The organism is Cellulosimicrobium sp. JZ28 (assembly GCF_015327065.1).
GTDB classification, from domain to species: domain Bacteria; phylum Actinomycetota; class Actinomycetes; order Actinomycetales; family Cellulomonadaceae; genus Cellulosimicrobium; species Cellulosimicrobium funkei.
Genome location: NZ_CP017660.1, coordinates 1,484,575 through 1,504,625 on the forward strand (window position 1 = coordinate 1,484,575; position 20,051 = coordinate 1,504,625).

At 71.1% G+C, this 20,051-nt stretch carries 12 protein-coding genes and 3 rRNA genes; all 15 read left to right on the plus strand.

The features are described from left to right. Positions 1-292: 292 nt before the first annotated feature. The 15 genes from BJP59_RS06825 (at position 293) to BJP59_RS06895 (ending at position 20,037) form a co-directional block, all read left to right on the plus strand. Positions 293-1,813, plus strand: a 16S ribosomal RNA gene (locus tag BJP59_RS06825). Positions 1,814-2,283: 470 nt separating this feature from the next. Beyond that, positions 2,284-5,390 (plus strand): 23S ribosomal RNA (locus BJP59_RS06830). A 96-nt stretch (positions 5,391-5,486) separates the two neighbouring features. Beyond that, positions 5,487-5,603 (plus strand): 5S ribosomal RNA (gene rrf, locus BJP59_RS06835). The 16S, 23S and 5S rRNA genes sit together here, the layout of an rRNA operon. A gap of 975 nt (positions 5,604-6,578) precedes the next feature. Further along, positions 6,579-7,427, plus strand: coding sequence for a hypothetical protein (locus tag BJP59_RS06840; protein WP_228485314.1), 849 nt, complete (start codon positions 6,579-6,581; stop codon positions 7,425-7,427). After that, positions 7,424-8,446: an HAD-IIA family hydrolase gene (locus BJP59_RS06845; protein ID WP_194522538.1), complete on the plus strand. Its 1,023-nt coding sequence runs from the start codon at positions 7,424-7,426 to the stop codon at positions 8,444-8,446. Before BJP59_RS06840 ends, BJP59_RS06845 begins: the two co-directional genes overlap by 4 nt. Positions 8,447-8,595: 149 nt before the next feature. Beyond that, complete coding sequence (locus BJP59_RS06850; protein ID WP_228485315.1) at positions 8,596-8,799, plus strand: hypothetical protein; 204 nt, start codon at positions 8,596-8,598, stop codon at positions 8,797-8,799. A gap of 2 nt (positions 8,800-8,801) precedes the next feature. Then, a complete protein-coding gene (locus BJP59_RS06855; RefSeq protein WP_336244614.1) occupies positions 8,802-9,881 on the plus strand; it encodes a TlyA family RNA methyltransferase in 1,080 nt (359 codons plus the stop codon). Continuing rightward, the gene (locus BJP59_RS06860) at positions 9,878-10,879 is read left to right on the plus strand and encodes an NAD kinase (protein WP_034650767.1); all 1,002 of its coding nucleotides are present in this window, start codon (positions 9,878-9,880) and stop codon (positions 10,877-10,879) included. Before BJP59_RS06855 ends, BJP59_RS06860 begins: the two co-directional genes overlap by 4 nt. Before the next feature lie 2 nt (positions 10,880-10,881). Further along, complete coding sequence (gene recN / locus BJP59_RS06865) at positions 10,882-12,612, plus strand: DNA repair protein RecN (RefSeq protein ID WP_043658037.1); 1,731 nt, start codon at positions 10,882-10,884, stop codon at positions 12,610-12,612. 6 nt (positions 12,613-12,618) lie between these two features. After that, positions 12,619-13,806: a putative cytokinetic ring protein SteA gene (steA, locus tag BJP59_RS06870; RefSeq protein ID WP_021482582.1), complete on the plus strand. Its 1,188-nt coding sequence runs from the start codon at positions 12,619-12,621 to the stop codon at positions 13,804-13,806. 124 nt (positions 13,807-13,930) lie between these two features. Then, positions 13,931-15,025 (plus strand): copper transporter, encoded by a 1,095-nt coding sequence (locus tag BJP59_RS06875; protein ID WP_194522539.1) that lies wholly within the window; start codon positions 13,931-13,933, stop codon positions 15,023-15,025. Between the two features lies 1 nt (position 15,026). Next, positions 15,027-15,866: a hypothetical protein gene (locus BJP59_RS06880; protein WP_228485316.1), complete on the plus strand. Its 840-nt coding sequence runs from the start codon at positions 15,027-15,029 to the stop codon at positions 15,864-15,866. Next, positions 15,863-17,590 carry a murein biosynthesis integral membrane protein MurJ gene (gene murJ, locus BJP59_RS06885; RefSeq protein WP_228485317.1) on the plus strand — a complete coding sequence of 576 codons (1,728 nt, stop codon included), beginning with the start codon at positions 15,863-15,865 and terminating at the stop codon, positions 17,588-17,590. The genes BJP59_RS06880 and murJ overlap by 4 nt, the downstream gene beginning before the upstream one ends. Before the next feature lie 125 nt (positions 17,591-17,715). Further along, positions 17,716-19,401 (plus strand): CTP synthase, encoded by a 1,686-nt coding sequence (locus BJP59_RS06890; protein WP_021482746.1) that lies wholly within the window; start codon positions 17,716-17,718, stop codon positions 19,399-19,401. Then, positions 19,402-20,037, plus strand: a complete 636-nt coding sequence (locus BJP59_RS06895) for an NUDIX domain-containing protein (protein WP_194522540.1) — start codon at positions 19,402-19,404, stop codon at positions 20,035-20,037. It abuts the gene before it with no gap. The last annotated feature ends 14 nt before the right edge of the window (positions 20,038-20,051 follow it).

Consider the following 20,051-nt stretch of genomic DNA (forward strand, 5'->3'; position numbering starts at 1 on the left):
AAGTTGCCCCAAGCGAGGTTCTGCCCGGTCGGGTGGTGCTGAGTTGGTGTGTGTCGGTTGTTTGAGAACTCAACAGTGTGCTTGTTAGTCAATGCCAAATTTTTTGTCCCTGTGGCATGGCTGGCCTGGTTGCCCGTCGGGTGGTTGGGTTGGTTGTGTCTGGGATTCCTTTGGTTGATTTCGGAAGATGATGTCATCTTTCGTGTTGATGCCAGTTTTGTGAACCCTGTTGGGGTTCGCTTCGTATGGATTGTTCACTGCCGGGGTTTGTCCTGGTGGTGGGCGTTGTTCATTTACGGAGAGTTTGATCCTGGCTCAGGACGAACGCTGGCGGCGTGCTTAACACATGCAAGTCGAACGATGATGCCCAGCTTGCTGGGCGGATTAGTGGCGAACGGGTGAGTAACACGTGAGTAACCTGCCCTTGACTTCGGGATAACTCCGGGAAACCGGGGCTAATACCGGATATGAGCCGCCTTCGCATGGGGGTGGTTGGAAAGTTTTTCGGTCAGGGATGGGCTCGCGGCCTATCAGCTTGTTGGTGGGGTGATGGCCTACCAAGGCGACGACGGGTAGCCGGCCTGAGAGGGCGACCGGCCACACTGGGACTGAGACACGGCCCAGACTCCTACGGGAGGCAGCAGTGGGGAATATTGCACAATGGGCGAAAGCCTGATGCAGCGACGCCGCGTGAGGGATGAAGGCCTTCGGGTTGTAAACCTCTTTCAGCAGGGAAGAAGCGCAAGTGACGGTACCTGCAGAAGAAGCGCCGGCTAACTACGTGCCAGCAGCCGCGGTAATACGTAGGGCGCAAGCGTTGTCCGGAATTATTGGGCGTAAAGAGCTCGTAGGCGGTTTGTCGCGTCTGGTGTGAAAACTCGAGGCTCAACCTCGAGCTTGCATCGGGTACGGGCAGACTAGAGTGCGGTAGGGGAGACTGGAATTCCTGGTGTAGCGGTGGAATGCGCAGATATCAGGAGGAACACCGATGGCGAAGGCAGGTCTCTGGGCCGCAACTGACGCTGAGGAGCGAAAGCATGGGGAGCGAACAGGATTAGATACCCTGGTAGTCCATGCCGTAAACGTTGGGCACTAGGTGTGGGGCTCATTCCACGAGTTCCGTGCCGCAGCAAACGCATTAAGTGCCCCGCCTGGGGAGTACGGCCGCAAGGCTAAAACTCAAAGGAATTGACGGGGGCCCGCACAAGCGGCGGAGCATGCGGATTAATTCGATGCAACGCGAAGAACCTTACCAAGGCTTGACATGCACGAGAAGCCACCAGAGATGGTGGTCTCTTTGGACACTCGTGCACAGGTGGTGCATGGTTGTCGTCAGCTCGTGTCGTGAGATGTTGGGTTAAGTCCCGCAACGAGCGCAACCCTCGTCCCATGTTGCCAGCGGGTTATGCCGGGGACTCATGGGAGACTGCCGGGGTCAACTCGGAGGAAGGTGGGGATGACGTCAAATCATCATGCCCCTTATGTCTTGGGCTTCACGCATGCTACAATGGCCGGTACAAAGGGCTGCGATACCGTAAGGTGGAGCGAATCCCAAAAAGCCGGTCTCAGTTCGGATTGGGGTCTGCAACTCGACCCCATGAAGTCGGAGTCGCTAGTAATCGCAGATCAGCAACGCTGCGGTGAATACGTTCCCGGGCCTTGTACACACCGCCCGTCAAGTCACGAAAGTCGGTAACACCCGAAGCCCATGGCCCAACCGTTCGCGGGGGAGTGGTCGAAGGTGGGACTGGCGATTGGGACTAAGTCGTAACAAGGTAGCCGTACCGGAAGGTGCGGCTGGATCACCTCCTTTCTAAGGAGCTACCAACCCTCGTCCGCTGGTGTTTGCTGGTGGGTGGGTGGTTCAGGTGCCACGCCATCGCCGTCCGTGTGGTGGGTGGTTGCTCATGGGTGGAACATTGACGAAAGAGCTTTCTTGGTCTTGCTGGTGTCAGTACCTGCCGGCTCGCACGTGCCTCTTCGGGGGTTGGTGTGGGTGGTGGTGGAACATCGCGGGTGGGACCTGGGGGGCTTGTCGAGCACACTGTTGGGTCCTCAGGTCACCGGCCACCGGTTGGTGGGGTGCCTGGTACGGGCCGGTCCTTGGACCACGAACCGCTTCGTCTGCGCTCTTGTCTGAGGGTGTGGGTGGGGTAGGCGGGTCTGGTGGGGTCGGGGTCGTTGGTTGTTTGAGAACTGCACAGTGGACGCGAGCATCTTTGTAAAGATCAAGACGCACCCTTTGGGGTGTGGTTCTTGGTTCTCTGCAGTTTTGTTGTTTTTGTTGAAGTTTTTAAGGGCACAGGGTGGATGCCTTGGCACTAGGAGCCGAAGAAGGACGTGGTAGCCTGCGATAAGCCTCGGGGAGCTGGCAAACGAGCTGTGATCCGAGGGTTTCCGAATGGGGGAACCCCGCACGAGTCATGTCGTGTGACCCGCACCTGAATATATAGGGTGTGTGGAGGGAACGTCGGGAAGTGAAACATCTCAGTACCGACAGGAAGAGATATTCCGTGAGTAGTGGCGAGCGAAAGCGGATGAGGCCAAACCGGGCGCGTGTTCAAGCTGTCAGGCGTTGCGTGTTCGGGGTTGTGGGACCCTTCTGGTGGATCTGACAGTCCACCGGGGAGTAAGAAAGCCGTGTCATAGTCGAACCGCATTGAAAGGCGGACCACAGACGGTGCGAGTCCGGTAGACGAAATGGTGCGGCCTCCCGAAGGGGATCCCAAGTAGCACGGGGCCCGAGAAATCTCGTGTGAATCTGGCAAGACCACTTGCTAAGCCTAAATACTACCTAGTGACCGATAGCGGACCAGTACCGTGAGGGAAAGGTGAAAAGTACCCCGGGAGGGGAGTGAAATAGTACCTGAAACCGTGTGCCTACAATCCGTTGGAGCCTCCTTGGCTGGGGTGACAGCGTGCCTTTTGAAGAATGAGCCTGCGAGTTAGTGCTCAGTGGCGAGGTTAACCCGTGTGGGGAAGCCGTAGCGAAAGCGAGTCCGAACAGGGCGCCCATAGTCGCTGGGTCTAGACCCGAAGCGAAGTGATCTAGCCATGGGCAGGTTGAAGCGCGGGTAAGACCGCGTGGAGGACCGAACCCACCAGGGTTGAAAACCTGGGGGATGACCTGTGGTTAGGGGTGAAAGGCCAATCAAACTTCGTGATAGCTGGTTCTCCCCGAAATGCATTTAGGTGCAGCGTCACGTGTTTCTTGCCGGAGGTAGAGCTACTGGATGGCCGATGGGCCCTACAAGGTTACTGACGTCAGCCAAACTCCGAATGCCGGTAAGTGAAAGCGTGGCAGTGAGACTGCGGGGGATAAGCTCCGTAGTCGAGAGGGAAACAGCCCAGACCACCGGCTAAGGCCCCTAAGCGTGTGCTAAGTGGGAAAGGATGTGGAGTTGCACAGACAACCAGGAGGTTGGCTTAGAAGCAGCCACCCTTGAAAGAGTGCGTAATAGCTCACTGGTCAAGTGATTCCGCGCCGACAATGTAGCGGGGCTCAAGTACACCGCCGAAGCCGTGGCATCTGCGCTCAACTCAGGCCTTCGTGGTCCAGAGGCGCAGGTGGGTAGGGGAGCGTCGTGTGGGCGGTGAAGCCGCGGGGGAACCCAGCGGTGGAGCCCACACGAGTGAGAATGCAGGCATGAGTAGCGAAAGACGGGTGAGAAACCCGTCCGCCGAATGACCAAGGGTTCCAGGGCCAGGTTAATCCGCCCTGGGTAAGTCGGGACCTAAGGCGAGGCCGACAGGCGTAGTCGATGGACAAGGAGTTGATATTCTCCTACCGGCGAAGAACCGCCCATACCGAGCCCGGTGATGCTGACCGCCCAAACCTGCCCATCGACCCTTCGGGGTCACCGGGCAGGGGCGCGCGGGACCCAATCCGGTAGTAGGTAAGCGTATTAACAGGGGTGACGCAGGAAGGTAGCCCGGCGTGGCGATGGTAGACCACGTCCAAGGCTGTAGGCCGTCGGGTAGGCAAATCCGCCCGACACACAGGTTGAGAGCTGACGGTGAGCGCACAAGCGCGAACTGGGTGATCCTATGCTGCCAAGAAAAGCCTCGGCGCGAGGTTCTAGCCGCCCGTACCCCAAACCGACTCAGGTGGTCAGGTAGAGAATACTAAGGCGATCGAGAGAATCGTGGTTAAGGAACTCGGCAAAATGCCCCCGTAACTTCGGGAGAAGGGGGCCCGAAGCGTGAACACCCTCGCGGTGGGAGCGTGGACGGCCGCAGAGACCAGGGAGAAGCGACTGTTTACTAAAAACACAGGTCCGTGCGAAGTCGCAAGACGATGTATACGGACTGACGCCTGCCCGGTGCTGGAAGGTTAAGAGGACGGGTCAACCCTTCGGGGTGAAGCTCAGAATTTAAGCCCCAGTAAACGGCGGTGGTAACTATAACCATCCTAAGGTAGCGAAATTCCTTGTCGGGTAAGTTCCGACCTGCACGAATGGCGTAACGACTTCTCCGCTGTCTCAACCGCGAACTCGGCGAAATTGCACTACGAGTAAAGATGCTCGTTACGCGCAGCAGGACGGAAAGACCCCGGGACCTTTACTATAGCTTGGTATTGGTGTTCGGTGCGGCTTGTGTAGGATAGGTGGGAGACCGTGAAGCCCGTACGCCAGTGCGGGTGGAGTCAACGTTGAAATACCACTCTGGCCGCTTCGGATGTCTAACCTCGGTCCGTGATCCGGACCAGGGACAGTGCCTGGTGGGTAGTTTAACTGGGGCGGTTGCCTCCTAAAATGTAACGGAGGCGCTCAAAGGTTCCCTCAGCCTGGTTGGCAATCAGGTGTCGAGTGCAAGTGCACAAGGGAGCTTGACTGTGAGACTGACAGGTCGAGCAGGGACGAAAGTCGGAACTAGTGATCCGGCGGTGGCTTGTGGAAGCGCCGTCGCTCAACGGATAAAAGGTACCCCGGGGATAACAGGCTGATCTTGCCCAAGAGTCCATATCGACGGCATGGTTTGGCACCTCGATGTCGGCTCGTCGCATCCTGGGGCTGGAGTAGGTCCCAAGGGTTGGGCTGTTCGCCCATTAAAGCGGTACGCGAGCTGGGTTTAGAACGTCGTGAGACAGTTCGGTCCCTATCCGCTGCGCGCGCAGGAAACTTGAGAAGGGCTGTCCCTAGTACGAGAGGACCGGGACGGACGAACCTCTGGTGTGCCAGTTGTTCCGCCAGGAGCACCGCTGGTTGGCTACGTTCGGAAGGGATAACCGCTGAAAGCATCTAAGCGGGAAGCCTGCTTCAAGATGAGGTTTCCATACCCTACGGGGTGAGAGGCACCCAGCAGAACACTGGGTCGATAGGCCGGACGTGGAAGCGGGGACGAAAGACCCGTGCAGCTGACCGGTACTAATCAGCCGACAACTTCAACACCAAACACTTTGCTACGCGTCCACTGTGCGGTTCCCGAACCACCAACACCACACCCCCGCACGGGGTGCCCCAGGTGTTGACACGGTTCAACAGAGTTACGGCGGTCACAGCGAAGGGGAAACGCCCGGTCCCATACCGAACCCGGAAGCTAAGCCCTTCAGCGCCGATGGTACTGCCCTGGAGACGGGGTGGGAGAGTAGGACGCCGCCGGACAACCCTTCACCGAAGGCCCACCCCACACGGGGTGGGCCTTCGGCATTTCCGCGCCCAGCACGCCGACTCGCTGGTGCCGCAGCACGCCGTGCAGAGCGCGTGCGAGAGTCGCCGACCGGACCGGACGCCACCGCGCGTCCGCCGTCGGGTGCGAAGCCAGGCTGCCGCATCGTGAGCAGGTCGCCGGTGACACGGCACGAGCCTCGTCGTCCCGTCGTGGGAGGATGGCTTGCGCAAACTCCAGAACGAGAGGGAACCCCGGTGAACGACACCCCCCGTGAGCCCGAGCCGGATCGTCCGTCCTCGGGCGACGACCGCGGCGGTCGCCGCGACCGTGACGGCCGGCAGGATCCTCCCCGTGAGGGACGTGGCCGGCAGGGCGGCGCGCCGTCGGGCGACCGCCGCGGCGGGCCCGCCCGGGGAGCGGGCCGAGGCGCCGCGGACCAGCGGGGCGGCGGCGAGGGCGGATACCGTGGTCGGCGCGACGACGACCGTGGCCGCCCGGGCGGTGACCGGCCCGCACGGGACGGGGCGAGCCGCGGTACCGGCGGACGCCCGGACCGCGACCGTCGCGACGGGTCTCGCGGCACCGGTGACACCCGGGGCGGCGACCGCTCCGAGCGTCGAGGTGCCTGGGGCGAGCGTGGCGACGCGTCGCGCGGTCCCCGGCGTGAGTACGGGGCAGCCCGCGACGACCGGTCACGTTCTCGTGACGCTGACACCGGGCCGCGTCCGTGGCGTGGCGGTGCGGACCGTCCGGCACGGGGTGGCGACGCCGGTCGGGGGCGCTTCGACCGCGACTCCGCTGGCGGGCGCCGGGGACCGGGCGGACCGCGCGACGATCGCCGCGGTGGCGACCGTCCCGGCGGTGAGCGCCGGGGTCACGCCCCGCGCGCCGGAGCGGGTCGCGACCGCGAGGGCTTCGACCGCCGTCCCGAGCCCCGACACCCTGCCGGCCCGGACCTGCCCGAGGACGTGCAGATCTCCCAGCTCGACCGCGCCGCGCGCGGCAGGCTGCGGACGCTGAGCAAGGACACCGCCGAGGTCGTCGGGCGCCACCTCGTCATGGCCGGCCGTCTCATCGACACCGACCCGGAGCTCGCGTACGAACACGCCCAGGCGGCGGTGCGTCGGGCGGGTCGCGTCGACGTGGCGCGCGAGGCCGCGGGCCTGACGGCCTACCGGACAGGACGGTACGCCGAGGCCCTGCGCGAGCTGCGCACGGTGCGCCGTCTCAACGGGTCGTCGGAGCACCTGCCGATCATGGCCGACTGCGAGCGCGGCCTGGGGCGGCCGGAGCGCGCGCTCGCCCTCGCGTCGTCGGACGAGGCCGCGACCTTGGACGACGTCGGCCGGACCGAGCTGGCGATCGTCGTGAGCGGCGCGCGCGTCGATCTCGGCGAGCTCGACGCCGCGCTCGCGGCGCTCGACAACGTGCCGCCGGTCGGCCGCGGCGGCGAGCTCGGCGCCCGCGTGCTCCAGGCGCGCGCGTCCGTCCTGGAGCTCGCCGGCCGCACGGAGGAGGCCGCCGAGATCCTCGCCGGCATCGACGCGCGCCTGCTGGCGGCCGCGCTCGGCGAGGAGGACGAGGACGTCGTCGTCTACGACCTGAGCGAGGAGCTCGAGGAGGCGGACGAGGATGCGGACGGCTCGGTAGAGCCCGACGCCACGACCGACGAGCCCGGCGGTGCTCCTGACGCGGACGAGGCCGGGTCGGCGTCGTCCGGCTCGGACGAGCGCGAGACGGACGAGCGCGAGACGGACGAGCGCGAGACGGACGAGGGCGAGACGGACGAGGGCGAGACGGACGGGGGCGACCGGTGAGCGCGGGCCTGCTCGCGAGCGACGTCGCACTCGCGGACCGCTACGACCTCGCGCTGGTCGACCTCGACGGGGTCGCGTACCGCGGGCACGAGCCGATCGAGCACGCGTCCGAGGGCCTCACGGCCGCGCGGGGGCGCGGGATGCGGCTCGTCTTCGTGACGAACAACGCGTCCCGCGAGCCCGAGTCGGTCGCGGAGCAGCTCACCGGTCTCGACATCCCGACCACGCCGGACGAGGTGATGACCGCGGCGCAGGCCGCAGCGGCCCTCCTGCGGACCCGGCTCGAGCCGGGTGCGCGCGTCCTCGTCGTCGGTGGCGCGGGTCTGCTGACGGCGGTGCGCGAGGCGGGCTTCGTCGTCGTGGCGAGCGCGGACGACGAGCCGGACGCCGTCGCGCAGGGGTTCGCGCCCGAGCTCGGCTGGACCCAGCTCGCCGAGGCCGCCTACGCCGTCCAGCGCGGTGCCTGGCACGTGGCGAGCAACCTCGACCTGTCCCTCCCGACGGCCCGCGGGTTCGCACCGGGCAACGGGTCGCTCGTCGGGGCGGTGCGGGCCGCCACGGGCGTGACGCCCGACAGCGCCGGCAAGCCGTCGCCCACGATGTACGGCCTCGCGATCGACCGGGCGGGCGCGCGGGCGCCGCTGGTCGTCGGCGACCGGCTGGACACCGACCTCGCCGGAGCGCGTGCCGGGGGCTACCCCGGTCTGCACGTGCTCACGGGCGTGAGCACCGCGCGGAACGCGATCCTCGCGGAGCCCGGGCTGCGGCCGCACTACGTGGGCGCGGACCTGCGCAGCCTCCTGGAGCCGCACCCCGCGCCCGAGCGCGGCGCCGAGGGCTGGTGGACGTGCGGTGACAGCGCGGCGCGCGTCGACGACGGCGCACTCCGGCTGGACGTGCGCGGCGCGGCGACGATCGACACGGTGCGTGCCGCGGCGTCGGCCGCCTGGGCGGCGGTCGACGAGGGCCTGCCCGTCGACCCGGCGAGCGTCCCCGACCTCCCGGTGGGGACGCACTGACGGCACGCGGGGCGGACCACGGCGGCGGCGCGCGGCGCGCGGCGTGCTTCCGGCACCGCGCGCGGTCGTCCGTGGGACGCTACCGGTAGCGTGGTCCGCGGTCCCGGGGCGACGCCCCGGGCGACGAGCGACCAGACAGGAGGCAGGACATGACGGACGGTCCGCAGCGACCCGTGCCCGGTCCGCCTCCGGGCCGCGCGGCCGACCCGGGCGTCGGCGACGCCGAGGGGTCGCTCGAACCCGTGCTCTCTCGCCTCGCCGAGCTGGACGGCCTCGCGACCACCGACCACGTGGGGGTGCTGGAGGCCGTGCACGACGCGCTGGTCGCCGAGCTGGCCCGCGCGGAGGACTGAGCGTGGGGGAGCGGGACGACGCCCGGCTGGACGGCGAGCTCGTCCGGCGCGGGCTGGCACGGTCGCGTCGGCACGCGGCGGAGCTCGTCGCGGCGGGCCGCGTGACGCGTGCCGGGACGGTGCTCACCAAGCCGTCGACCGGCGTCCGCCCGGAGGACGTCGTCGAGGTGGCCCCCGACCCGCACGACCCGGGCTACGCGTCCCGGGCCGCGTTCAAGCTCGCGGGCGTCCTCGACGCGCTCGACGCGGTCGCGGGCGAGAGCTCGGCGGAGTCGGGGGCGCTGCCCCGCGGCCCGGTGGTCGACGGCGCGCGGTGCCTCGACCTCGGTGCGTCGACCGGGGGTTTCACCGACGTGCTGCTGCGGCGCGGCGCGCGCGAGGTCGTCGCGGTCGACGTGGGCCACGACCAGCTCGTGCCCGCGCTGCGCGCCGACCCGCGCGTCGTCGTGCACGAAGGGCTCAACGTGCGCGACCTGTCGCCCGCGCACGTGGGGGTCGTGCCCGACGTCGTGGTCGGCGACCTCTCGTTCATCTCGCTGGCGATGGTCCTGCCCGCGGTGGCCGGCGTCGTCGGGCCCGGGACGGACCTCCTGCTGCTCGTGAAGCCCCAGTTCGAGGTCGGCCGCGAGCGGCTCGGCAGCGGCGGGGTCGTGCGCGACCCGGCGCTGCACGTCGAGGTCGTCGCCGCGGTCGCGCGGCACGCCGCGCTGGTCGGCCTGCGGCCGCTCGCCGTCGTGCCGAGCCCGCTCCCCGGTCCGAGCGGCAACCGCGAGTACTTCTGGTGGCTGCGCGCGGGCGACCCGGGCCGGGCCGACGGCGCGGCGTTCGAGGACGAGGCGCTCGAGGGCGCCGCGGCGCAGGCCGTCGCGTGGCAGCCGGGGCCCGACGGCGGCCCGCCCCCGGTCGTCGCGGTCGCCCGCGCCGCGGCTGCGTCCGCCGAGCTGTCCGTCGAACCGCCCGCCGAACCGCCCGCCGAGACGTCCGCCCGACCTCCCGCCGGGGCCGTCCCGCCACCGGCACCGCACGCCGCACCGGGTGCGACCGAGACCACCGACCGACCCCTGACCGGAGGAGCAGCGTGACGCGACGCGTCCTGATCGTCACCCACGGCGGCCGCCCCGAGGCGGTCGTCGCGCTGCACGAGGCGGTGAGCGAGCTCGAGCGCGCCGGGTTCGAGGTGACGCTGCACGACGACGACCTCGCGGAGTCGTTCGGCGACCACATGGCACGCACGCGGGCGCGCGAGGGCGTCGCGGAGTCCGAGGTCGTCATCGTGCTCGGCGGTGACGGCACGATCCTGCGGGCCGCGGAGCTCACCCACGGCACGGGCGTGCCGCTGCTGGGCGTGAACCTCGGCCACGTCGGGTTCCTCGCGGAGAGCGAGCGCGAGGACCTGCGCGCCGCGGTGGGCCGTCTCGCGGCGTTCGACTACACGGTCGAGGAGCGCACGATCGTCGAGGTGCGTGCCTACCTGCCGGGCGAGCCGGAGCCGCTCGTCGGCTGGGCCCTCAACGAGGCGACGGTGGAGAAGGCGCAGCGCGAGCGCATGATCGAGGTCGTGCTCGGCGTCGACGGCCGCCCGCTCTCGTCGTTCGGGTGCGACGGCGTCATCACGGCCACCGCGACGGGGTCGACGGCGCACGCGTTCTCGGCCGGCGGGCCCGTGATGTGGCCCGAGGTCGACGCGGTGCTCGTCGTGCCGCTCGCGGCGCACGCACTGTTCGCGCGCCCGCTCGTCGTCGGTCCTCGCTCGACGATCACGGTCGACGTGCTGCCGGACTCGGCGTCGTCGGGCGTCCTCACGTGCGACGGCCGCCGCCGCATCGACCTGCCGAACGGCTCGCGCGTCGAGGTGCGGCGCTCGGACACGCCGCTGCGTCTCGCGCGCCTGAGCACGGCGCCGTTCACGGACCGGCTGGTGTCGAAGTTCTCGCTGCCGGTGGTCGGGTGGCGCGAGCGCGCGGCGAGCGTCGCCGCGACGGCGGGCACCACCGCGGAGCGCGCCGCCGCCGCGCCGGGCGGCGCGGGCGAGACGGCCAGGCTCCCGGGCGACGGGGGCACCACGGACGAGGAGGAGTGAGCGTGCTCGAGGAGATCGCGATCGAGAACCTCGGGGTCATCCGGTCGGCGCGCGTCCCGGTCGGCGCCGGGCTGACGGTGATCACGGGCGAGACGGGTGCCGGCAAGACGATGGTCCTCACCGGCCTCGGCCTGCTCATGGGCGGGAAGGCGGACCCGGCGACGGTGCGCCCGGGCGCGGCGAGCGCCGTCGTGGAGGGCCGGGTGCGCGTCGCGGACCGCCCGGCGGTCGCGCAGCGTGTCGACGACGCGGGCGGGCAGGTCGACGACGACGGCTCGGTCGTCATCCTGCGCACGGTCGCCGCGGAGGGCCGCTCGCGCGCGCACCTCGGCGGGCGCAGCGTCCCGCAGGGTGTCCTCGCCGAGATCGCCGACGACCTCGTCACGGTGCACGGCCAGTCCGACCAGCTCCGGCTGCGGACCGCGAGCCGACAGCGCACGGCCCTCGACGCGTTCGCCGGGCCGCAGCATGCCGAGCTCCTCGGGCAGTACCGCGAGGCGTGGGCCGAGCGGTCGGCGCTGCAGGCGCAGATCGACGACATCGAGACGCGCGCGGGCGAGCGCGCCCGTGAGGCGGAGCTGCTGCGCCTCGGGCTCGCCGAGGTCGAGCGGGTCGCGCCCCAGCCGGGCGAGGACGTCGAGCTCACCGCGCTCGTCGCGCGGCTCGGGAACGTCGAGGAGCTCCGGGTCGCCGCGCAGCTGGCGCACGACGCCGTCGCGGGGGACGAGGCCGCGGAGCCGCAGGAGAACGCCGTCGTGTCGGTCGACCGCGCGCGCCGCGCGCTCGAGTCGGTGGCCGGGACGGACCCGGCGCTCGCCCGCCTCGCCGAGCGGCTCGCCGAGGTGGGGTACGTGCTGGCCGACGTGGCCACGGAGATCTCGGGCTACGTCGAGGACCTGGCGGCGGACCCGGCGGGTCTCGAGTCCGCGCACGCGCGCCTCGCCGAGCTGGGGACGCTCACGCGCAGCTACGGGGAGACGGTCGACGACGTCCTCGCCTGGGCGAGCGACGCGGGGCTGCGGCTCCTGGACCTGGACGACGGCGGCGAGCGGCTCCAGGCCGCGACGGCGCGCCGCGACGAGCTGGACGCGGAGCTGGACCGGCTCGGCACGGCGATCACGGCCTCGCGCGAGCGGGCCGCCGCCGAGCTCGCCGCGGCCGTGACCGACGAGCTGCGCGGGCTCGCGATGGGCGGGGCGAGCCTCGTCGTGGACGTCGAGCGGGCCGAGGAGCCCGGCCCGTGGGGCGTCGACGCGGTGACGTTCTCGCTCGTCGCGCACGCGGGCGCGCCCGCGCGGCCGCTGGGCAAGGGGGCGTCGGGCGGCGAGCTGTCGCGCGTCATGCTCGCGATCGAGGTCGCGCTCGCGACGGCCGCCGTCGACGGCACCGGCCAGGTGCTGCCCACGTTCGTGTTCGACGAGGTCGACGCGGGGGTCGGGGGCAAGGCGGCCGTGGAGGTAGGGCGGCGGCTCGCGTCGCTCGCGCGGCGCACCCAGGTCGTCGTCGTCACCCACCTCGCGCAGGTCGCCGCGTTCGCGGACGTGCAACTCGTCGTGACCAAGGCGTCGGGCGAGGGCGACCCGTCGACCGCGGTCACGGTCACCGGTGTGCGCGAGGTCACGGGCGAGGAGCGCGTCCGCGAGCTCGCGCGGATGCTCTCGGGCCAGGAGGACTCCGACGCGGCCCGCCGCCACGCGGTGGAGCTTCTGGAGTCGTCGGTCGTGGGACGATAGGGCACGATGAGACTCACTCTGCGCAAAGCCTCCCTGCCGGAGGCCGGGTCCGGCACGCTCGGCCCGGCCAAGGTCGACGCGCGCACGAAGGCGCTCACGAAGCGGCTCAACCCGGGCGACGTCGCGGTGATCGACCACGTCGACATCGACCGGGTCGCCGCCGACGCGCTCGTCGCCGCGAAGCCGTCCGCCGTGCTCAACGCGGCCAAGTCGGTGTCGGGCCGCTACCCGAACCTCGGCCCCGACGTCCTCGTCGAGGCCGGCATCGTGCTCGTCGACGACCTCGGCCCCGCGATCATGGCGATCCCCGAAGGACGCGTGGTGCGGCTCGACGGCGGCAAGGTCTACCTGGGCGACGACCTCGTCGCCGAGGGCGTGCTGCAGAGCGAGGAGACGGTCGCGCGCAGCCTCGAGGAGGCGCGCGCCAACCTCTCGGTCGAGATCGAGTCGTTCGCCGAGAACACGATGAACTACCTGCGCCGCGAGCGGGACCTCCTGCTCGACGGCGTCGGCGTCCCGGACATCCGCACGTCCATCGAGGGGCGTCAGGTCCTCATCGTCGTGCGCGGCTACCACTACCGCGAGGACCTCGCGACGCTGCGCCCCTACATCACCGAGTACCGCCCGGTGCTCATCGGCGTGGACGGCGGCGCGGACGCGATCCTCGACGCGGGGTGGAAGCCCGACATGATCGTCGGCGACATGGACTCGGTCTCCGACCGCGCGCTGAGCAGCGGCGCGGAGATCGTCGTGCACGCCTACCGCGACGGCAAGGCGCCCGGCCTCGAGCGCGTGCAGGAGCTCGGCGTCGAGCCCGTCGTCTTCCCGGCGACCGGCACGAGCGAGGACATCGCGATGCTCCTCGCCGACGACAAGGGCGCCGAGGTGATCGTGGCCGTCGGCACGCACGCGACGCTCGTCGAGTTCCTCGACAAGGGCCGTGCGGGCATGGCGAGCACGTTCCTCACCCGGCTCCGGGTCGGCGGCAAGCTCGTCGACGCCAAGGGCGTCTCGCGCCTGTACCGGCACCGGATCTCCAACCTCCAGCTCTGGCTCCTGTCGATCGCCGGGCTCCTCGCCGTCGTCGCGGCGCTGTGGTCGACGGCGGCGGGCCAGACGTTCTTCGGGATCGTGGGCGCCCGGTTCGACGACCTCTGGTCGTGGATCGGGACGCTCTTCTCGGGCGGCGGCTGATCCCGCCGGGCCGTCGTGGTCGACGGCCCGTGCACGTGCCTGCGGCCCGTGCCCTCCGGCGGCCAGCGCCGACCCTGACCCTTGCCAGCACGCAGCAGCTCGAACCGAAGGACACCACCGCACAGTGATCGACTTCAGGTACCACATCGTCTCGTTGATCTCGGTCTTCCTGGCGCTCGCCGTGGGGATCATCCTCGGCGCGGGCCCGCTCCAGGGCGCGATCGGCGACCAGCTCACCGGGCAGGTGGAGCAGCTGCGCACCGAGCGCAACGAGCTGCGCGACCAGCTCGACCAGGCGAACGTGACGCTCGGCGACGACGCACGGTACATCGAGGCCGCGGGCCCGCAGCTCGTCGCAGGATCCCTCCAGGACCGTCGCGTGGCCGTCGTCGACCTGGACGGGGCGGACGACGAGCGCGACGACGCGATCGCCGCGCAGCTCGAGACGGCGGGTGCGTCCGTCGTCGGGCACGTGCGCCTCACGGACTCGTGGACGAGCCAGGACGAGGAGAGCGCGCGGCAGACGGTGGCCGAGGGTCTCGGCGACAAGCTGGGCGACGTCCCGCAGGACGCGACCCCCGAGCAGCGCCTGTCGCGCGCGCTCGCGCTGTCGCTCACCGGGGCGGCACCGTCGAGCACGGAGGAGCGCAGCCCCGAGGCGGTCGAGCTCGAGGCGCTGCTCGAGCGCTTCGCGCTCGTCGACGTGGTCTCCGAGCAGACGCTGCCGGCGGACGTGGTCCTGCTGCTCGGGGGCTCCGCGCCCTCGCCGGCAACCCCCGCCGCGGAGGGCGAGGAGCCGCCCGCACCCGACACCTACGCGGTCGACATCGAGGTCCAGGTGGCCGTCGCCGCGCAGGAGGTCGCCGGAGCCGCGCTGGTCGCCGGCCCGACGGCGGTCTCGGGCGACGTCGTCTCGACGATCCGCGCGAACGAGGACCTTGCCTCGACCGTCTCGACCGTCAGCGGCATCGAGGCCGAGCCGGGCCGGATCAACGTCCCGCTCGCGCTCGCCGCGCGGCTCGCGGACCAGGTGGGGCAGTTCGGGTTCGAGGAGAGCGCGACGGCCGTCCTCCCGCCCGCGGTCGAGCTCCCGGCGGTGACGCGCACGACGGCGTCCCCCGCCGGCGCGCAGGACGCCGCGGCGGACGACACCACGGGCGAACCGGCCGGTGACGGGGCCGACGTCGAGCAGGCCGGCGACGGCGCGGGGGAGGGCTGACGTGGGGCGCGCGCTGCACACGCTCGCGGCCGCCGGCGTCGCCGCGACGGTGACGGCCGCGGCACGCCGCACGGCCGGGTCGCGTGCGCCCGGGGGCGCGGAGCGCTGGACCCGCACCAACCACCGGGGCGAGCCGATCAGCCTGCTCGAGGGCCCGGCCGTGGCCGCCGGCCTCGTCGCCGGCACGCTCGCGGCGGGAGGCGACGCCCGCACGCGCGCGGCGGTCGCCCTCGCGACGGCGAGCGCGGGCACGTTCGGCCTCGTCGACGACCTCGCGGAGGACACGACGAGCCGCACCAAGGGGCTGCGCGGCCACCTCGGCGCGCTCGCGCGGGGTCGGGTCACGACGGGTGCGCTGAAGATCCTCGGGATCAGCGGCGTCTCGCTCGTCGCGGCGGCGATCGGCACGCGACGCACGGGCGGTGCCTTCGGGCACCTCGTGGACGTGGGCGTGAACGGCGCGCTCATGGCCGGCACCGCGAACCTGCTCAACCTCCTCGACCTGCGGCCGGGGCGCGCCCTCAAGGCCGCCGGCGCGGCGTCGCTCCCGTACCTCGGCACCGCTGCCGCGCCGACGACGGGCGCCGTCCTGGGTGCCGCCGTCGCCGCGGCCCCGGGGGACCTCGGCGAGCGCGACATGCTCGGCGACTGCGGCGCGAACGCGCTCGGTGCCGCGCTGGGCTCCCAGGTCGCGTTCACGGCGCCCCGCCCGGTGCGCTGGCTCGCGCTCGCGGGCGTCGTGGGGCTCACCCTCGCGAGCGAGAAGGTGAGCTTCTCGAAGGTCATCGAGGGCAACGACGCGCTGCGGCGCGTGGACGCGTGGGGCCGGCGCCCGGCGTGAGCGCGCGGGCGGGGCGGCTGCGCGCCGCCACGGGCACCCTGGCGGGCGCCGCCGCGATGATCACGCTCGTGACGATCGCGAGCCGCCTCGTCGGGTTCGCACGGTCGCTCGTGCAGTCCGCCGCCGTCGGCACCGAGGGCGTCGGGTCGGCGTTCACGGCCGCGAACCTCCTGCCGAACGTGCTGTTCGAGGTCGCCGCGGGCGGCGCGCTCGCCGGCTCGGTGGTCCCGCTCCTCGCCGGGCCCATCGCCCGGCGCGCGGGGGGCGAGGTCTCGCGCATCGCCTCGGCGCTGCTCGGGTGGACGCTCGTCGTGCTCGTCCCGCTCGGGGCGCTGCTCGCGCTCCTCGCGCAGCCGATCGCGTCCCTCCTCATGCTGCCGAAGCATCCCGAGCTCGTCGACGTCACGGCGACGTTCGTGCGCGTGTTCGCCCTCCAGGTGCCGCTCTACGGGCTGGCGGTCGTGCTCGGGAGCATCCTCCAGGCGCACAAGCGGTTCTTCTGGCAGGCGTTCTCGCCGCTCCTGTCGAGCCTGGCGGTCATCGTCGTCTTCCTCGTGTTCGCGGGTCTGGCGGGGGGCGACCAGAAGGACGTCGCCGCGTTGTCGGGCCAGGCCATCGCGTGGCTCGGCTGGGGCACGACGGCGGGCGTCGCCGTCCTCGCGCTGCCCCTCGTGCTCCCCGTGCACCGGCTGGGCGTCCGCCTGCGGCCCACGCTGCGCTTCCCGGGCGGCGAGGCGGTCCGGGCGCGCAACCTCGCGTTCGCGGGCGTCGGGGCGCTCGTCGCGCAGCAGCTCTCGGTGCTCGCGATCATGGGCGCCGCCTACCGGTTCGGACCGGAGCAGACCTTCCCGACCTACTGGTACGCCCAGCAGGTCTACCTGCTCCCGTACGCGGTGCTGGCCTTCCCGCTCGCGACGAGCACGTTCCCGCGCCTCGCGGAGCACGTCGCGCACGCCCGGCACGACGCCTACCGGCGCCTGCTCGCGACCACGACGCGCACGCTGCTCGTCGTCGCGGGGCTCGGCGTCGCGGCGCTGATCGCCGCGTCGGCGGCGGTCGAGGCGGTCTTCGCCCGCATCGCGACGGGCTCCGTCGACGGGCTCGGGGGAGCGGTCGCCGCGATGGCGGTGGGCATCGTCGGGTTCTCGCTGATCCTGCACCTGTCGCGCGCGCTGTACACGATCGACCGCCAGCGGGTCGCGGTCGTCGTGACGGCCGCGGGCTGGCTCGTCGTCGCGGCGACCGCGTACGTGCTCCCCGCCCTCACGGGTGCCCGCGACCAGGCCGGGGTGCTCCTGCAGCTCGGCCTCGCGACCGCGGTCGGGATGTCGGTCGCGGGCGCGGGACTGCTCCTCGCGACGCGGCGCCACGCCGGCCCGGACGCGACGCGCGGCGTCCCGCGCACGCTCGTCGTCGTCGCGGTCGGCGTGGCGCTGGGCGCGCTCGCGGGCTCGGCGCTGTCGAGCGTCCTGCTGCCCGACGACGCGGGCTGGCTGCCCGCCGTCGGCGTCGGCGCCCTCGCGGCCCTGGTCGCGGGCACGGTCGTGGTCGGCGTCTCGCTCGTCGGCGACCGCGCGGCCCTCCTGGGCGTCCTGCGGCGCGGGGCGCCGAGCACCGGCGACCCGGCCGCTCCCGGGGCGGGCGACGCCGTCGGGCCCACGACGGACGCGCCTGCGGGGGACGAACCCACGACGGAGGTACCCGGCGACACGTCGCCGAGGTGACGCGCCCGTGACGCGCGCCGGGTCGCGCGTCGAGGCGAGGGAGACCTCGCCGTGCCGCCCGGTGTGAGCGGGCCGACCCTCGGGCCCGCGTGCCGTCGTCGGGCACGCTGTTAGGATGGAGTTCCGTGGCAGATCACCTGAACCGGCCCTCCTCCCGCCTCAACGCCTCGGGCGCTCGTACCGAGCACCGCACCGCGCACGTCTTCGTCACCGGCGGCGTCGCCTCCTCGCTCGGCAAGGGCCTCACGGCGTCCAGCCTCGGTCGTCTGCTCCGCTCGCGCGGCCTGCGCGTCACCATGCAGAAGCTCGACCCGTACCTCAACGTCGATCCCGGGACGATGAACCCGTTCCAGCACGGCGAGGTGTTCGTCACCGAGGACGGCGCCGAGACGGACCTCGACATCGGCCACTACGAGCGCTTCCTCGACGTCGACCTCGAGGCGTCCGCGAACGTCACGACCGGTCAGGTCTACTCCCAGGTCATCGCGCGCGAGCGGCGCGGCGAGTACCTGGGCGACACGGTCCAGGTCATCCCGCACATCACCGACGAGATCAAGACGCGCATGCGCGCCCAGGCCGGTGAGGACGTCGACGTCATCATCACCGAGATCGGCGGCACCGTCGGCGACATCGAGTCGCAGCCCTTCCTCGAGGCTGCCCGCCAGGTGCGCCACGAGCTCGGCCGGGACGACGTCTTCTTCCTCCACGTGTCGCTCGTGCCGTACATCGGTCCGTCGGGCGAGCTCAAGACGAAGCCCACGCAGCACTCGGTCGCGGCGCTGCGGTCCATCGGCATCCAGCCCGACGCGATCGTGCTGCGCGCGGACCGCGTGGTGCCCGAGCCGGTGAAGCGCAAGATCGCCCTCATGTGCGACGTCGACAACGAGGCGGTCGTCAACGCGATCGACGCGCCGAGCATCTACGACATCCCGCGCGTGCTGCACGCGGAGGGCCTCGACGCCTACGTCGTGCGCCGCCTCGGCCTGCCGTTCCACGACGTCGACTGGGACGGCTGGAGCCAGCTCCTCGAGCGCGTGCACCAGCCCGCCCACCGCGTCGAGGTCGCGCTCGTCGGCAAGTACATCGACCTCCCGGACGCCTACCTCTCCGTCACGGAGGCTCTGCGCGCCGGCGGGTTCGCGAACGACGCCAAGGTCACGATCCGCTGGGTCGCGTCCGACGAGTGCCAGACGCCCGAGGGCGCGGACGACGCGCTGCACGGCGTGGACGCCGTCCTCGTGCCCGGCGGGTTCGGCGTGCGGGGCATCGAGGGCAAGCTCGGTGCGCTGCGCTGGGCGCGCGAGCACAAGGTGCCGACCCTCGGCATCTGCCTCGGCCTGCAGTCGATGGTCATCGAGTACGCGCGCAACGTGCTCGGCATCGACGACGCGTCCTCGACCGAGTTCGACCCGGGCACGTCCCACCCCGTCATCGCGACCATGGAGGAGCAGCTCGCGATCGTCGGCGGCGACGGCGACCTCGGCGGCACGATGCGCCTCGGCTCCTACGAGGCCGCGCTCACCCCGGGCTCGGTCGTCGCGAAGACCTACGGCGCGGAGCGCGTCACGGAGCGCCACCGCCACCGCTACGAGGTGAACAACACCTACCGCAAGCAGCTCGAGGAGGCGGGGCTCGTCATCAGCGGGACGTCGCCCGACTCGTCGCTCGTCGAGTTCGTCGAGCTCCCCGCGGACGTCCACCCGTACTACGTGAGCACGCAGGCGCACCCGGAGTTCAAGTCGCGCCCCACGCGCTCGCACCCGCTGTTCAGCGGCCTCGTCCGCGCCGCGCTCGAGAACCAGGCGGACTGAGTGGCCGGCGAGCACCCGGTCGTGGACGCGCTCGCGCCCCGGCCGGTCGTCGAGACGACGCTCGTGCACGAGGGTCGCGTGTTCGACCTGCGGTCCGACGTCGTCGACCTCGGCGACGGCGGCCGCGTCACGCGCGAGTACCTCGACCACCCCGGTGCGGTCGCGATCGTCGCCCTCGACGCGGACGAGCGCGTCCTGCTGCTGCGCCAGTACCGCCACCCGGTGCGGCGCGAGCTGTGGGAGGTGCCCGCGGGCCTGCTCGACGTCGTGGGCGAGGACGGCCGCGTCGCCGCGGCCCGCGAGCTCGCCGAGGAGGCGGACCTGCGGGCGGCCCGGTGGGACGTGCTCGTGGACTACTTCACGACGCCCGGCGGGTCCAACGAGGCGCTGCGGGTGTTCCTGGCGCGCGACCTGTCGCCCGTGCCGGACGAGGAGCGGTTCGCGCGCGAGGCGGAGGAGCTCGACATGGAGCTGCGCTGGGTCCCGCTCGACGAGGCGGTGTCCGCCGTCCTCGGGGGTGCGCTGCACAACCCGTCGGCGGTCGTCGGGATCCTTGCGGCCGCCACGTCGCGCGCGGGCGGCTGGGCCTCCCTGCGCCCCGCCGACGCGCCGTGGCCCGAGCGCCGCGGGGGCTGACGCGCCCTCGCGGG

What these genes read in the sequence shown, in the direction of transcription:
- steA (WP_021482582.1), top strand. Translation starts at nt 12,619, where the DNA reads ATGAGACTCACTCTGCGCAAAGCCTCCCTGCCGGAGGCCGGGTCCGGC.
- BJP59_RS06850 (WP_228485315.1), top strand. Translation starts at nt 8,596, where the DNA reads ATGACGGACGGTCCGCAGCGACCCGTGCCCGGTCCGCCTCCGGGCCGC.